Annotated in this window: 14 protein-coding genes; 6 read left to right on the plus strand and 8 right to left on the minus strand. The window is 62.2% G+C overall.

The annotated features are described in order from the left end of the window. Window positions 1-50 precede the first annotated feature (50 nt). The gene (locus J0I79_RS14485) at window positions 51-986 is read left to right on the plus strand and encodes a LysR family transcriptional regulator (protein ID WP_292859573.1); all 936 of its coding nucleotides are present in this window, start codon (window positions 51-53) and stop codon (window positions 984-986) included. Window positions 987-996: 10 nt separating this feature from the next. Here J0I79_RS14485 and tsf read toward each other — a convergent pair whose 3' ends face one another. From tsf to J0I79_RS14510, 5 genes are all read right to left on the minus strand, one after another. Then, window positions 997-1,917, minus strand: coding sequence for a translation elongation factor Ts (gene tsf / locus J0I79_RS14490; protein ID WP_292859576.1), 921 nt, complete (start codon window positions 1,915-1,917; stop codon window positions 997-999). A gap of 110 nt (window positions 1,918-2,027) precedes the next feature. Further along, window positions 2,028-2,810 carry a 30S ribosomal protein S2 gene (gene rpsB, locus J0I79_RS14495; protein WP_023777441.1) on the minus strand — a complete coding sequence of 261 codons (783 nt, stop codon included), beginning with the start codon at window positions 2,808-2,810 and terminating at the stop codon, window positions 2,028-2,030. A 177-nt stretch (window positions 2,811-2,987) separates the two neighbouring features. Beyond that, window positions 2,988-3,599 carry a LysE family translocator gene (locus J0I79_RS14500; protein ID WP_292859580.1) on the minus strand — a complete coding sequence of 204 codons (612 nt, stop codon included), beginning with the start codon at window positions 3,597-3,599 and terminating at the stop codon, window positions 2,988-2,990. Further along, window positions 3,596-3,874, minus strand: coding sequence for a DUF4031 domain-containing protein (locus J0I79_RS14505; RefSeq protein ID WP_292859583.1), 279 nt, complete (start codon window positions 3,872-3,874; stop codon window positions 3,596-3,598). Before J0I79_RS14505 ends, J0I79_RS14500 begins: the two co-directional genes overlap by 4 nt. Before the next feature lie 25 nt (window positions 3,875-3,899). Further along, the gene (locus tag J0I79_RS14510) at window positions 3,900-4,730 is read right to left on the minus strand and encodes a cell envelope integrity EipB family protein (protein WP_292859586.1); all 831 of its coding nucleotides are present in this window, start codon (window positions 4,728-4,730) and stop codon (window positions 3,900-3,902) included. 138 nt (window positions 4,731-4,868) lie between these two features. Here J0I79_RS14510 and J0I79_RS14515 point away from each other — a divergent pair, with 138 nt between their 5' ends. The 5 genes from J0I79_RS14515 to J0I79_RS14535 all read left to right on the plus strand — a co-directional run bounded on the left by J0I79_RS14515 (window position 4,869) and on the right by J0I79_RS14535 (window position 9,621). Further along, window positions 4,869-5,333, plus strand: coding sequence for a RidA family protein (locus tag J0I79_RS14515; protein ID WP_292859589.1), 465 nt, complete (start codon window positions 4,869-4,871; stop codon window positions 5,331-5,333). Window positions 5,334-5,340: 7 nt separating this feature from the next. Then, window positions 5,341-6,069: a glycerophosphodiester phosphodiesterase gene (locus J0I79_RS14520; protein ID WP_292859592.1), complete on the plus strand. Its 729-nt coding sequence runs from the start codon at window positions 5,341-5,343 to the stop codon at window positions 6,067-6,069. 55 nt (window positions 6,070-6,124) lie between these two features. After that, entirely contained in the window at window positions 6,125-7,339 is a 1,215-nt protein-coding gene (locus J0I79_RS14525; protein ID WP_292859595.1) for a GNAT family N-acetyltransferase, read from the plus strand. A gap of 96 nt (window positions 7,340-7,435) precedes the next feature. Beyond that, on the plus strand, window positions 7,436-9,109 hold the full coding sequence (locus J0I79_RS14530; RefSeq protein WP_292859598.1) for a sulfatase-like hydrolase/transferase: 1,674 nt from the start codon (window positions 7,436-7,438) through the stop codon (window positions 9,107-9,109). 77 nt (window positions 9,110-9,186) lie between these two features. Beyond that, window positions 9,187-9,621 carry an HIT family protein gene (locus J0I79_RS14535; protein WP_292859601.1) on the plus strand — a complete coding sequence of 145 codons (435 nt, stop codon included), beginning with the start codon at window positions 9,187-9,189 and terminating at the stop codon, window positions 9,619-9,621. 3 nt (window positions 9,622-9,624) lie between these two features. Here the strand turns inward: J0I79_RS14535 and J0I79_RS14540 are convergent, their stop codons facing one another. The 3 genes from J0I79_RS14540 to clpA form a co-directional block, all read right to left on the minus strand. Next, on the minus strand, window positions 9,625-10,503 hold the full coding sequence (locus J0I79_RS14540; RefSeq protein WP_292859604.1) for a phosphatase PAP2 family protein: 879 nt from the start codon (window positions 10,501-10,503) through the stop codon (window positions 9,625-9,627). Window positions 10,504-10,680: 177 nt separating this feature from the next. Further along, window positions 10,681-11,265 carry a chloramphenicol phosphotransferase gene (locus tag J0I79_RS14545; protein ID WP_292859607.1) on the minus strand — a complete coding sequence of 195 codons (585 nt, stop codon included), beginning with the start codon at window positions 11,263-11,265 and terminating at the stop codon, window positions 10,681-10,683. 61 nt (window positions 11,266-11,326) lie between these two features. Continuing rightward, on the minus strand, window positions 11,327-13,795 hold the full coding sequence (clpA, locus tag J0I79_RS14550; protein ID WP_292859610.1) for an ATP-dependent Clp protease ATP-binding subunit ClpA: 2,469 nt from the start codon (window positions 13,793-13,795) through the stop codon (window positions 11,327-11,329).

Below are 13,795 nucleotides of genomic sequence, written 5' to 3' on the forward strand. Positions count from 1 at the left end.
TCCTCGATAAGATTGCATTGTCTGCAAAGGCCATGCGATATCATGCATGAATGGATAGGGATCTCCTCAGCCACCTGCCTGTCATCGTCGCCGTCGCCCGGCGCGGCGGCTTCGCGCTCGCCGCGGCCGAGCTCGGCATGAGCCCCTCGGCGGTCAGCCACGCGGTGCGATTGGTGGAAGAGCGCATCGGGCAACCGCTGTTTGCGCGCACGACACGCAGCGTCTCGCTGACCGAGGCCGGCAAGGCGCTGGTGGAGACGACAGCCCCTGCCCTTCAGGATATTGCCGAGCGGATGGACCGCATTCGCGGCATCAAAGGACGCCCTTCCGGCCTGCTCAGGATCAATGTCCCCACCATTGCCCTCCCATTGGCGGTTACATCAGTGGTCGCGGCGATGGCGGAGCGTTATCCGGATGTGACGGTGGAGTTGCTGACCGACCAGGGATTGATCGACATCGTCGGCGAAGGTTTCGACGCCGGTATCAGGCTGGGCGAAATGATCGCGCAGGATATGGTCACGGTGCGGCTGACCCAGCCGTTCAAGGCGGTCATCGTCGCCTCGCTTGCCTATATCGGGCGGCGCGGCCGCCCGCTTGGCATCGCCGATCTCGCGAACCACAATTGCATCGGTTACCGGCTGGTTCGCTCCGGAGCGCTCTACCGTTGGGATCTGAGCGACAACGGCAAGGATATCGTGGCCGAGACGCGCGGCACGGTTATCGTCACGGATTCGATTGCCGCCATCGATCTGGCGCTCGCAGGCGTCGGGCTTGCCTATGTCTTCGAGCCGCTGGTGCGCGCGGACATCGCCGCCGGCCGCCTCGTCCAGATCCTGCCGCAGACGGCGATAGAGGAGCCCGGACTGTTTCTCTATTTCCCGCGTCGTGCCTCGATGGCGCCGAAGCTCAGGGCCTTCATCGACACCGCAAACGAAATCGGCCTGACATCCCTACGGACATCAGGCCGAAAAACACTGTCAGAATAAAGCGATAAGCTTACTTCTTGACGGCCGCCGCGACCTCGGCCGCGAAATCGGTCGTTTCCTTCTCGATGCCTTCGCCGAGCGCAAAGCGCAGGTAAGCGGTGATCTTTGCCGGAGCGCCGATTTCCTTTTCGGCATCCTTCAGCGCCTTCTCGACGGTGATGTCGGGATTGAGCACGAAGGCCTGCTTCAGGAGCACGACTTCCTCGTAGAACTTGCGCAGACGGCCCTCGACCATCTTCTCGATGATCGCTTCCGGCTTGCCCGACTGACGCGCCTGGTCGGAGAAGATCGCCTTCTCGCGTTCGACGGCGGCCGGATCGATCTGCTCGGCGGTCAGCGCCATCGGGTTGGTGGCGGCGACATGCATGGCGACCTGGCGGGCAAACGCATTGGCCGCGTGCTCGTTACCGGTGGTCTCGATGGCCACCAGCACGCCGAGCTTGCCGAGGCCGTCGGCAACCGCGTTATGGACGTAGGTCGCGACTGCGCCGTGCGGAACGGTGAGCTTGGCCGAACGGCGGAAGCCCATGTTCTCACCGATGGTGCCGACGGCATCCTTGATGGTGTCGGTGACCGACTTGTCGGAGCCCGGATACTTCGCCGCTGCGACGGCTTCGGTCGCGCCGTAAGCGAGCGCCACCTTGGCGACGTTGGCGACGATTTCCTGGAAGGCGGCGTTGCGGGCAACGAAGTCGGTTTCCGAGTTGACCTCGACGACCGCGGCCTCGCGCACGCCGGCGTCGACGCCGATCAGGCCTTCGGCTGCCGTGCGGCCGGCCTTCTTGTCGGCCTTGGAGATGCCCTTCTTGCGCAGCCAGTCAACGGCCTCTTCCATGTTGCCGTTGGTTTCGTTCAACGCAGCCTTGCAGTCCATCATGCCCGCGCCGGTCAAGTCGCGGAGTTCTTTGACCTGTGCAGCCGAAATGCTCATTGTCGCCTCTTTGTTTCAAATGCGCCGACGCACCATCGAATCTCGATGATGCGTCTGTTTGGCGTGCCAAAATATGAGAAAGATGAAGGCCGTGGACCGGCCTTCGATTATCAGGCTTCCGGGGCTTCCGAAGCCGGAGCCGGGTCGAGCGCCGGCTCGACGGGAGCTTCGACCGAGGCGCCGATGTCAACGCCCAGCGCGCCCTGCTGGCGGGCGATGCCGTCGATGGCGGCCTTGGCGATCAGGTCGCAATAGAGCTGGATGGCACGCGCGGCGTCATCATTGCCGGGGATCGGGAAGTCGATCTTGTCCGGATCGCAGTTCGAATCGATGATGGCGACGACCGGGATGCCGAGGCGCTTGGCCTCGAGGATGGCGATCGCTTCCTTGTTGGTGTCGATGACGAACATCAGATCCGGCGTCGAGCCCATGTCCTTGATACCGCCGAGCGCCTTGTCGAGCTTCTCGCGCTCGCGATCGAGGTTCAGGCGTTCCTTCTTGGTGAGGCCCTGGGCTTCGCCGGCCAGCATCTCGTCGAGCTTGCGCAGGCGCTGGATCGAATTCGAGATCGTCTTCCAGTTGGTCAGCATGCCGCCGAGCCAACGCGAGTTGACGTAGTACTGGGCCGAACGCTGCGCGGCGTCAGCGACGATGTCGGATGCCTGGCGCTTGGTGCCGACGAACAGCACGCGGCCGCCCTTGGCGACAGTGTCGGAAACCTGCTTCAGCGCCTGGTGCAGCAAAGGCACCGTCTGCGAGAGGTCGATGATGTGGATGTTGTTGCGGGCGCCGTAGATGTAAGGCGCCATCTTCGGGTTCCAGCGGTGGGTCTGGTGGCCGAAGTGAATGCCAGCTTCCAAAAGCTGGCGCATGCTGAAATCAGGCAGTGCCATTCTCATTTTCCTTTCCGGTTAGCCTCCACGGACACAGGCATTTTTGGACCAAGTCCTCGAACGCCACCGGAGGTTTCAGCCGGATTTCTCCCGGGCAGACACCAAAGTCCGTGTGTGGAATGAGCGCGCATATAGAGGGGAAGCGCGATAAACGCAAGCCGTGTGCCGCTCTAACGCTCAGCGTGCGGCAATCAGCGCCCCGGTGCCGATCATGGCGCTGCCGGCAAACCTGTTCATCAGGCGCATGCGCTTCGGGGTTCTGAACCAGCCGGAGGCCCGGCCGGCAAGCGCCGCGTACATTCCCATGGTAAGGATGTTGACGCTGATGACGACGGCCACAACCAGCAGGCCGTCGAAAAAGGTCATGGTGTCGAGATTGAGGATGAGCGGCATGATCGAGGCATGGAACAGGATCGCCTTCGGATTTCCCAAGGCGATGGACGCGCCGAGAAAGAAAGACCGCGACAACCGCGCCTCGACCGTCTGCGGTTCATGCGACGCACCGGCCGAAGCGCGCCACATCTTGACGCCGAGGAAGATCAGATAGGCGGCGCCGGCATATTTCAGCAGCAGGAATATCCATTCGAATGTCTGGGCGAGCGCCACCAGCCCGAGCAACGCCAAGGTAACCAGCACGGCATCGCCGGCGGCGACCCCAACACCGGCGATGAAGGCGCGAAGGAAACCGCGTGACACGCCATTGGTGATGACCGTGAACATGGCTGGCCCCGGTGTCGCCGCCGCAAGCGTGACAGCGGCGCAGTAAGCCAGGAATGCTGTTGGTGTCATGACCGGGCCTTTCCGTTGGGCACCCGCACGCGGCGGAAAATCGCGACGATCTCCTCGCGGCTACATTCGACGGCGCCGAGCCGCACGGCGCGGTCGCGCTCGAAGCCTGTTATGTCATAATGCGGCGCCGATGTCTTGGGTGGCCCCTGGTAGGACGAGCGCTTGACGCCGAGTTGTGCTGCGAACCGGTGGAGTTCGTCGGTGTCGTCGGCCATCAGGTGGCACCAGCGATGGCCGGCCCACTTCCATATCGCCGCATCGACGTAGACTGCCACCGGATAGCCGCAGGGAACGCGGTCGCTATTTCGAGACGGGGCAAGGCTTCGTCTGGTCGAACAGCGACAGGTTGACCAGCTTGCCGGTCATGGAGAAGTCGCCATAGTCCATGACCAGGTCGCGCGTGATGCCGTTCTCATGCAGTTTGAAGCTGATGCGGTACTCCGGCACTTCCTCGCCGTTCTGGGCGCTGTCGTCGAAATAGGCGATGTCGACGGGCCAGTATTTGTCGGTGGCGAGCTTGGCCAGCGCGGGCGCTTCCGGGTCGGCCTTGTCGGCTTCGGTCTTCTTGCCGACGACGACGGTGGTGGTCATCACCTTGTTGGCGTCTTCGGAACCGTCGAACAGGTTGGTCTGGTAGAAGTTCTCGCCCTTCTCGGCCTTGGCGATCAGTTCGACCAGGTGCTGCGTCGGAAACTGGGTGGCCGCGAGTTCCAGGCTGTTCTTCTCCGGCTTGTCGATGTCGACCTTCAGCCCCTTGGCATTCTTCGTCGCCACACCCTTGACCTCCTTGTCCAGATTCTGGTCGACAAAGGATTTGGTCACGAAGGAGAACGTCTTGCCCTCGGCGTCCTCGAACGTCGTCGTCTGCTGGTCCGTCAACTTGGTGTTGTCGTTGGTGGCGATCTGGGTGACGAAGCGGAACTTCACCGTATAGCCTTCGCAGGCGGAACCATTGAATTCGTAGACCATGCGGCCGGTGATGCCGGTAATTCCGGACCGGTCATCCGCCTTCTTGAGGGTGAGGTCGTAGACGGCGCGATGCGCCTGCAAGGCCGGTACGGCGAAAGCGGAGCCTACGGGGAACAGCGCCGACAAAAGAACGGCGTGGAATGCAAGGCGCGTTGCGCGCATGAGGTACTCCGATCGTCGCGGCTGATGACAGGCCGCAGGGAAAGATGGTCCAGCTTAAAAAAAGTCGTGGCGGAAGCGAGGCAAAAATAGCAATTTCGGCCCGGCCAGCGCGGCGCCTTCAAGCAATAGGGAAAAGCAATGAGTGAAACAATCGAAAAGCGGCTAAGTGATCTGGGCGTCACGCTTCCTGTCGCCGCCGCGCCCGCCGCCAACTACGTGCCCTATTGCAGGACCGGCAACCTGCTGTTCACCGCCGGGCAATTGCCGCTCAAGGATGGCAAGCTGCAGGCGAGCGGCCTGCTCGGCCGCGACGTCGACACCGCCGCCGGCAAGGACGCGGCGAAATACTGCGCCATCAACATCCTGGCTCAGGCCAAGGCCGCGCTGGGCGATCTCGAAAAGATCCGCCGCCTGGTGAAGATCACCGTTTTCGTCGCGTCGACGGCCGATTTCGTCGAGCAGCATCTGGTTGCCAACGGCGCTTCCGACTTCCTGGTCGCGGCGCTCGGCGAGCGTGGCAAGCACGCCCGCTCGGCCGTCGGCACCGCCTCGCTGCCGCTTAACGCGGCGGTGGAAATCGAAGCGATCTTCGAAGTCGAGTGAGCCTGACATGACCGATCTTTCCTGGCTGATCGCCCGGCCCGTGGCCCATCGCGGCTTCCACGACATGAACAAGACGCGCTGGGAAAACACGCTTTCGGCTTTCGAGGCGGCCGCCGAACGCGGCTATGCCATCGAATGCGACGTGCATCTGTCGTCGGATGGTGTTCCCATCGTCATCCATGACGACGACCTGAAACGGCTGACCGGAGAGGACGGCTTCGTCTGGCAGCGTAGCGCGGCTGAACTCACCGCGCTCAAGGTCGGCGGCACGGCGGACCACGTGCCGACGCTGCAGGAAGCGCTCGACCTTGTTGACGGCCGCGTGCCGATGGTTATCGAACTGAAAGGCATTCCGGGTCGCGACGAAGGCCTGGTGGCGCGCGTCGGCAAGATGCTGAAGCGCTACAAGGGCAAGGCGGCGATCATGTCGTTCGATCACTGGCTGATCCGCGACTTCCCGAAGCATGCTCCCGGCATTCCGGCCGGATTGACCGCGTACGGCAAGGACGGCAAGCTGATCGAGGCGCATTTCGCCATGCTGGCACATGAGCTCTCCTTCACGTCCTACGCCGCCGGCGATCTGCCGAATCCGTTCGTCAGCTTCGTGCGTGAAAAACTCAAAATGCCTGTCATCACCTGGACGGTGCATGACCAGCCCGCGATCGATCTCACCGTGAAATATGCCGATCAGATGACGTTCGAGGGGTTCGAGCCCGACCTGATGAAAGTTGCCTGATGAGAGTGCCCGAAACGTGACTTGTAGCGGCTCGGATGGAGCTTAAATAAGCCTCATGGATCAGGGCGACGAAGGCGACGGGCAAACAGCGAACGCGGACTATTCGATCCGCGTCGCCGCAAGCATAGGCTCCTTCACGCGCGATGAATGGAACGGGTTCGCGGGCACCACACGTGACGATACCAAAAATGGGTACAACCCACTCGTTTCATTCGCCTTTTTAAGCGCGCTTGAAGATTCCGGCTGTGCCGTGCGGCGCACCGGCTGGCAAGGACACCATCTGCGGCTGGAGACCGCGCAAGGCAGGCTGCTCGGTGCGGTTCCCTGCTATCTCAAATCGCACAGCCAGGGCGAATATGTGTTCGATCATGGCTGGTCCGATGCCTTCGAACGCGCCGGTGGACGTTACTATCCAAAACTGCAATGCGCCGTGCCGTTTACCCCGGTCACCGGCCCTCGCCTGCTGGTCGGCAGGCACGAGGATCCCGAAGCGGCAAAAGCCGGGCTTGCCGCCGGTTTGAAGATGGTCACCGACAAGCTCGGCGTGTCCTCGGCGCATGTCACCTTCGCGCAGGAGAGTGACGTCGTGACGCTGGAGGCGGCGGGTTTCCTGCATCGCACCGACCAGCAGTTCCATTTCTTCAACGAAGGTTTTGCGACCTATGAGGACTTTCTCGCCACGCTTGCCTCGCGCAAGCGCAAGGCGATGAAGAAAGAGCGGCGCGAAGCGCTTGCCGATGGTATCTCGATCGACTGGCTGACCGGCAAGGACCTGACCGAAAAGGCCTGGGACGATTTCTTCGCCTTCTACATGGATACCGGCAGCCGCAAATGGGGCCGCCCCTACCTCAACCGCCAGTTCTTCTCGCTGATCGGCGAGCGCATGGCTGACGACATTCTGCTGGTGATGGCCAAGCGCGGCGGCCGCTACGTTGCCGGCGCCATCAATTTCATCGGCTCGGACGCGCTCTACGGCCGCAACTGGGGCTGCATCGAGGACCACCCCTTCCTGCATTTCGAGGTCTGCTACCACCAGGCCATAGACTTCGCCATCGAACGCAAGCTGAAGGTGGTCGAGGCAGGCGCGCAGGGAGAGCACAAGCTGGCGCGCGGCTACCGGCCGGTGACGATGCATTCGGCGCACTACATCTCGCATCCAGGGCTGCGCAACGCGGTCGCCGACTATCTCAGGCGCGAGCGCCGCGAGGTCGAGCGGATGGGTGAATACCTGGAAGAGCATACGCCGTTCCGCAAGGATCTCGAGGACTAGCCGCCTTTCGGCATTCCACTGGTCACCGTTTACCGTCCGGCTGGAATCCGCTAAGTCATGCCCCGGGCATGGGTGCGCAAGCATCCTGGGGGTAGAATGCAGGGTTTGGCATCTCTGGGTGTCGGGCAATGGCTCGGTGCAGCGGGGCTGGTGGTCGCGCCGCCACTGGTTGCCTGGCTCGAGGGCAGGCGCACCGCCTGGCCTCTCGGTTTCGCGACCTTCTTTCTTCTGTTCGGCCTCACGCATCTCCCCTTTGCGGGCAATATCGTCGCCCTGTGGGCGGCGCTGATGCTGACGGCGATCATCGGCATCGTCTCCAAGCTGAAATATCGCCATCTCGGCTTCAATTTTCTCGCTGGTGACATCTACCACCTCGCCGCGACCAGCTTTCGAAGCGTGCTTGCCGATCATGCGCGCATGACCATCCCGGCTCTCGCCGCCATGATCACGATCGTGCTGGGAATAATTGCGCTGGCGCTGGCACTCGCCGAACCGGCAATGCCACTCCCACAGCGGTTTGCCTTGTTCTGCGTGGCAGCTTTTGTCTATCTGTGCGTGCTCTGGGCAAGCGGCGGCCCGAAGCGGTTTCGCTTTCACCATCTGACCGACGGTCGGTTTCATCTTTCCGCCTTCGTCGCCTCATGGTTCGGCGCCGGCCCCTCCCGGCGGCCGGCATTCATCGACATCGACAAGGAAGCCCTGCCGCTCTTGCCACCCGTGCCGTCAAAACGGCCAGCGGGCGAGCGAATGCCGCACATCGTCATGATCATGCACGAATCGACTTTCGATCCGAGGCAGTTGGGCATTCCGATCAGCAACACGTTCGAGCGGTTCTTCACGCCACCGGGCGCCCTTTCAGGGGCGCTGCATGTCGATGTCTTCGGCGGCAGCACCCTGCAGACCGAGTTTTCCGTGCTGACCGGCCTCTCCTCGCTCTCCTTCGGCAATGACAGCCGCTATGTCTTCCATCTGCTCAGCGGACGCGTGCGGCATACGCTTCCATTGGCGCTGAAAGGGTTGGGCTACAGCACGTCCCACATCAGTTGCGACCGGCCCTCCTTCGTCAATTGCGGCCGATTCTACCGATCGGCCGGGTTTGACGTGGTCAGCTACGCCGAGACTTTGCCGCCACCGTTCGACGCAGCGCGCTGGAAACGCGAGAATCATGACGAGCAACTCTACGACCACGCGCGCGGGCAGCTCACGAACCGCCTGCAGGGCGGCGCCTCCTGCTTCCTGTCGATCACGACTTTGATGAACCATGGTGATCACCGCCGCCGGATCTTTCCGATCGAGCGTCATGCGGACCTGCGCCGCGAGGCCGTGGCGGCGACAGGTATTCCCTCCTATGGCGAATACGCCGTAAGGCTGGCCGAGAGCGTCGCGGCCTACGACGCCTTCCGCGAGCAGCTCGAAATCATGCTGAGCGGCCAGCCCGCCGTCATCGTGCGCTACGGCGATCACCAGCCGTCCTTCACCACGACGCTTACCGGACTGCCGCCGTCGGATCCGGTTTTGCGATGGACATTCTATACGGTCGAGGCGGTGAACTGCTCGCTGCCAAACGATCTCGCCGCACCACCCGTGCTCGATAGCGCCTTCCTATCGACATTGACGCTGCAAGCCGCCGGACTGCCGCTGGACCCCATCTTCGCCACCCGTGCCGCTCTGTTGCACGATTGCGCGGCGCCTTATTTCGACAGCGCCTCGCCACGCAAAAGGAGCTTCCATCGCGCGCTTGTCGAAGCCGGCATGGTCGATCTCGCCTGATAGCATCGCCTCGTCGTCTTGCCGCTTTGGAGCCGCTTCGCTACACCGGACGGTGAGGCACAATCCGGAGTGCGGCCATGGCTGGAACCACCTACGACACCGACAACATCTTCGCGAAAATCCTGCGCGGCGAGATTCCTTCGCACCGTGTCTATGAGGACGAAGCCGTGATTGCCTTCATGGATGTGATGCCGCAGGGACCAGGCCACACGCTGGTGGTGCCGAAAGCACCGTCGCGCAACCTGCTCGACGCCGCGCCGTCGACATTCGGACCGCTCTTCACCGTCGTTCAGAAGGTGGCGCTCGCGGTCAGGAAAGCCCTCGATGCCGATGGCGTCACGATCATGCAGTTCAACGAGCCCGCGTCAGGCCAGACCGTCTATCACCTGCATGTCCATGTCATACCCCGTTTCGACGGCATCCCGCTTAAGCCGCATAGCGGCGCGATGGAGAAACCCGAGGTTCTGGCCGAGAACGCCGAAAAGATACGGACGGCGCTGAAGCAGCAGTAACGCTCAGCCCTGGGCCGCCGGCGCTTCCAATGTGCCGCTGGAGCACGACCGGCGTTGCTGCGCTTCGAATGCGCGCATGCCCAATCTCCAGCATCCGATCGTGACCACAACACCGCCGAAGACATCCATCAGATTGTGCCCGCCATGGATGAGGATTGCCGGCAACAGCGCGACATTGACGAGGATCAGCCCCAAACGCCCGAAAAAATACGGCCAGATCGCCATAAGGGACATCAGCGCCATGACGGTGTGGAATGAAGGAAACCCTATCAAGCCTGTAACGTGTATGGCCGAAATGTCCTTGATGCCGTCAACGAGCATACGATTCAGTTCCGCTCCGTAAGCGGAACTGACTATCGGGCGAACAACACGGTCGATCTCGGGATCCAGGGTCCAGTACGCGGACGCCCCGCTGGACGGAAGCAGCGCCCAGCAGAAGATGGTGACCAGCGCGGCAAACACAGTCGCCAACATGGCTGCATGCAATTGCCGCCGATCCTTGGCCATACCCAGAAAGAGAAAGACAAACAGAATCTGGACCAGTGTCAGGGCATAGACCTGCCTGAGAATGTCGGAAAGCAACGGGTATTGAGAGATCCATGCGCAGGCATCCGGCCAAGAATAGCCAAACCAAGCGTCGATCGCCACCAGGGTGGCGTCGATCGGAGGTGAGTATCGCGGCAGAAGCAGAAGGTTGAAGAGCGAGGCAACCACCGAAAAGAGGATGAACAAGGCAAGGGCATGCGCGGTAAGCGCAATCCGCTCGGCTCGACGGACCTGACGATAAAATTGCCCAAGCAAGACCATCACGACCGCAAAGCCGATGGAAAAGCTGTGGCTATCGAGCGCAACGGTGATTTCCTTGTCCCAGGCAAGAAACAAGCAAACAGCCACCAACGCTAAAATTATAGCGAATATCGTCCGTTCCGCGGGCAACAAGATCATGCCGGCAACATGACCACCCGGAGTTAATTCAGGGTGAAAAACGCTGCTGGTAATGTCATCAGAAGGTACGGACCGCAGTGTTGGAATAGGATACCACGGTAACTACGCCTTCTACTATGCTTCCTTTATTAGAATCCTCTTACGTATCTCATCGGCGCACTGCTGGGGACGCAGGATCGAGGTGTCGACTTCCAGATCGTAAGTGCCGGGTCGGTGCACCTCCTCCTGCCACAAGCGCACCGGCAAAGGCAGGGGATCGTCTGATGAGCCGGTGACATACGCCCTGCCCGGTTCGCCGGCGGCACGCCTTTCCATGATGACGTCAATGGGACAACGAACACCGACGAACAACACCGGCAGGCCGGCGAGCCGACGCATGCAATCGGCGAGGCAGCCGAGGGGCCTAGAATAGGCGTCGTGGTGGCCGACATCGGCGACGACGTTCAGTTCCAGCCGGCTATGGGCCGCGATCGATTCGTAGAGGGCGGCATACAAACGCGGCACCAAGGCTTCGAGGTCGGGCCGCTCTCCGCCAGGACGCAATCCGATTCCCGGGCGAAGTCGCGGCGGCGTGACCTGCTCATAGCTGTCGACGCCCAGGTTCATCCACGCGCCATCGAAGCTTTCCTGAATGGCTCGCGCGATGCTCGACTTTCCCGATCGCGGTGCACCGTTGAGGATGATGATCTGACCTGCCATGGGCTACCTCCCAAATGAAAAAAGCCCCGTTGCCGGGGCTCTTTCCGATTTTCGACGGGGCTCAGCCCTTGCGAGGCAGTTGCGGCACGAGGCTGCGTTTGCCGCCATCCTTGCCCTTGGGCTCCGGCTTCTGCGCCACGGCCTTCTTGGCGGCGGGCTTCTTGGCCACGGCCTTGCGCGGCTTGGGCGCGTCTTCCGGCTCTTCCTTTTTCGGTTGCACCGGCGCCTCGTCGGCGAGCGATTCGAGCTTCAGGCCGGTCTCGCCGGTTTCCTTCTTCTCGACGGTGACACGCACCGTGCCGCCCTTCTTGAGCTTGCCGAACAGCACCTCGTCAGCCAGCGGCTTCTTGATGTGCTCCTGGATGACGCGGCCGAGCGGCCGGGCGCCCATGCGTTCATCATAGCCCTTGTCGGCCAGCCAGGCGATCGCGTCCGGCGACAGGTCGAACGTGACGCCGCGCTCGGAAAGCTGGGCTTCCAGCTGCATGACGAACTTCTGCACCACCTGATGGATGACCGGCACCGGCAGCGAGCCGAACGGGATGATCGCGTCGAGACGGTTGCGGAACTCCGGCGTGAACAGCCGGTTGATCGCCTCGACATCGTCGCCTTCGCGCTTGGTCGAACCAAAGCCGATCGCCGCGCGCTGCGCATCCGATGCGCCCGCATTGGTGGTCATGATCAGGATGACATTGCGGAAGTCGATCTGCTTGCCGTTGTGGTCGGTCAGCTTGCCGTGGTCCATGACCTGCAACAGGATGTTGAACAGGTCCGGATGCGCCTTCTCAACCTCGTCCAGCAGCAGCACGCAGTGCGGATGCTGGTCGACGCCATCGGTCAGCAGGCCGCCCTGGTCGAAGCCGACATAGCCGGGAGGGGCGCCGATCAGCCGCGAGACTGTGTGGCGCTCCATGTACTCCGACATGTCGAAGCGGATCAGCTCGACACCGAGCGAAGCAGCCAATTGCTTGGCGACCTCGGTCTTGCCGACACCGGTCGGACCCGAGAACAGGTAGGAGCCGATCGGCTTCTCCGGTTCGCGCAGGCCGGCACGCGCCAGCTTGATCGCCGAGGTCAGAGCGGTGATCGCCGTGTCCTGACCGTAGACGACGCGCTTCAACTCGATATCGAGGCCCTGCAGCACCTTCTCGTCGTCGGCCGAAACCGTCTTCGGTGGGATGCGCGCCATGGTGGCGATCGTGGCTTCGATCTCCTTGATGCCGATGGTCTTCTTGCGCTTGGCTTCCGGCACCAGCATCTGCGAGGCGCCGGTCTCGTCGATCACGTCAATCGCCTTGTCAGGCAGCTTGCGGTCGTTGATGTAGCGCGCCGACAGTTCGACCGAGGCCTTGATCGCTTCGCTGGTGTACTTGACCTTGTGGAACTCCTCGAAATAGGGCTTCAGGCCCTTCATGATCTCGATGGCGTCCTCGATCGTCGGCTCGTTGACGTCGATCTTCTGGAAACGCCGCACCAGAGCGCGGTCCTTCTCGAAGAACTGGCGGAACTCCTTGTAGGTGGTGGAGCCGATGCAGCGGATCGCACCCGACGACAGCGCGGGCTTCAACAGGTTCGACGCATCCATGGCGCCGCCAGACGTCGCGCCCGCACCGATCACCGTATGGATCTCGTCGATGAACAGCACGGCGCCCGGATAGTCCTCAAGCTCCTTGACGACCTGCTTCAGGCGCTCCTCGAAATCGCCGCGATAGCGCGTGCCGGCCAAAAGCGTGCCCATGTCGAGCGCGAAGATGGTGGCATTGTGCAGCACTTCCGGAACGTCGCCCTCGACGATGCGCTTGGCCAGGCCCTCGGCGATCGCGGTCTTGCCGACGCCGGGGTCGCCGACATAGAGCGGATTGTTCTTGGAGCGGCGGCACAGCACCTGGATGGTGCGGTTGATCTCGCTTTCGCGGCCGATCAGCGGGTCGATCTTGCCGGCCTTGGCCTTGTTGTTGAGATTGACGCAATAAGCCGTCAGCGCATCCTGCTGCTGCTTCTTCTTGCCGCCTTCCTCCTGCGGCTCAGCGCCGTTCTGGCCGCCCTGCTCGTCATCGGCGCCGCGCGGCGAGCGCGTTTCCGATGCGCCGGGGCGCTTGGCGATGCCGTGCGAGATGTAGTTGACCGCGTCGTAACGGGTCATCTGCTGTTCTTGCAGGAAATAGGCGGCGTGGCTTTCACGCTCGGCGAAGATAGCGACGAGCACATTGGCGCCGGACACTTCCTCGCGACCGGACGACTGCACGTGGATCACCGCGCGCTGGATGACGCGCTGGAAGCCGGCGGTCGGCTTGGAATCCTCGTCGTAGCCCGTAACCAGATTGTCGAGTTCGGTGTCGATATAGGTCAGAACGGTGTGCTTGAGCTCATCGAGATCGACATTGCAGGCGCGCATGACGGCGGCGGCCTCGGTATCGTCGATGAGCGCGAGCAGCAGATGTTCCAGGGTTGCATATTCATGGTGCCGCTCATTGGCGAGCGTCAGCGCCTGGTGAAGCGCCTTTTCCAGGCCTTGGGAGAAAGCCGGCAT

It is taken from the genome of Mesorhizobium sp. (assembly GCF_017306585.1).
In the GTDB taxonomy this organism is placed as follows: domain Bacteria; phylum Pseudomonadota; class Alphaproteobacteria; order Rhizobiales; family Rhizobiaceae; genus Mesorhizobium.

Bases quoted from the DNA above. Each gene is read 5' to 3' on its own strand.
- J0I79_RS14485 (WP_292859573.1), top strand. From the start codon at position 51: ATGGATAGGGATCTCCTCAGCCACCTGCCTGTCATCGTCGCCGTCGCC.
- tsf (WP_292859576.1), bottom strand. From the start codon at position 1,917: ATGAGCATTTCGGCTGCACAGGTCAAAGAACTCCGCGACTTGACCGGC.
- rpsB (WP_023777441.1), bottom strand. From the start codon at position 2,810: ATGGCACTGCCTGATTTCAGCATGCGCCAGCTTTTGGAAGCTGGCATT.
- J0I79_RS14500 (WP_292859580.1), bottom strand. From the start codon at position 3,599: ATGACACCAACAGCATTCCTGGCTTACTGCGCCGCTGTCACGCTTGCG.
- J0I79_RS14510 (WP_292859586.1), bottom strand. From the start codon at position 4,730: ATGCGCGCAACGCGCCTTGCATTCCACGCCGTTCTTTTGTCGGCGCTG.
- J0I79_RS14515 (WP_292859589.1), top strand. From the start codon at position 4,869: ATGAGTGAAACAATCGAAAAGCGGCTAAGTGATCTGGGCGTCACGCTT.
- J0I79_RS14520 (WP_292859592.1), top strand. From the start codon at position 5,341: ATGACCGATCTTTCCTGGCTGATCGCCCGGCCCGTGGCCCATCGCGGC.
- J0I79_RS14525 (WP_292859595.1), top strand. From the start codon at position 6,125: ATGGATCAGGGCGACGAAGGCGACGGGCAAACAGCGAACGCGGACTAT.
- J0I79_RS14530 (WP_292859598.1), top strand. From the start codon at position 7,436: ATGCAGGGTTTGGCATCTCTGGGTGTCGGGCAATGGCTCGGTGCAGCG.
- J0I79_RS14535 (WP_292859601.1), top strand. From the start codon at position 9,187: ATGGCTGGAACCACCTACGACACCGACAACATCTTCGCGAAAATCCTG.
- J0I79_RS14545 (WP_292859607.1), bottom strand. From the start codon at position 11,265: ATGGCAGGTCAGATCATCATCCTCAACGGTGCACCGCGATCGGGAAAG.
- clpA (WP_292859610.1), bottom strand. From the start codon at position 13,795: ATGCCGGCTTTCTCCCAAGGCCTGGAAAAGGCGCTTCACCAGGCGCTG.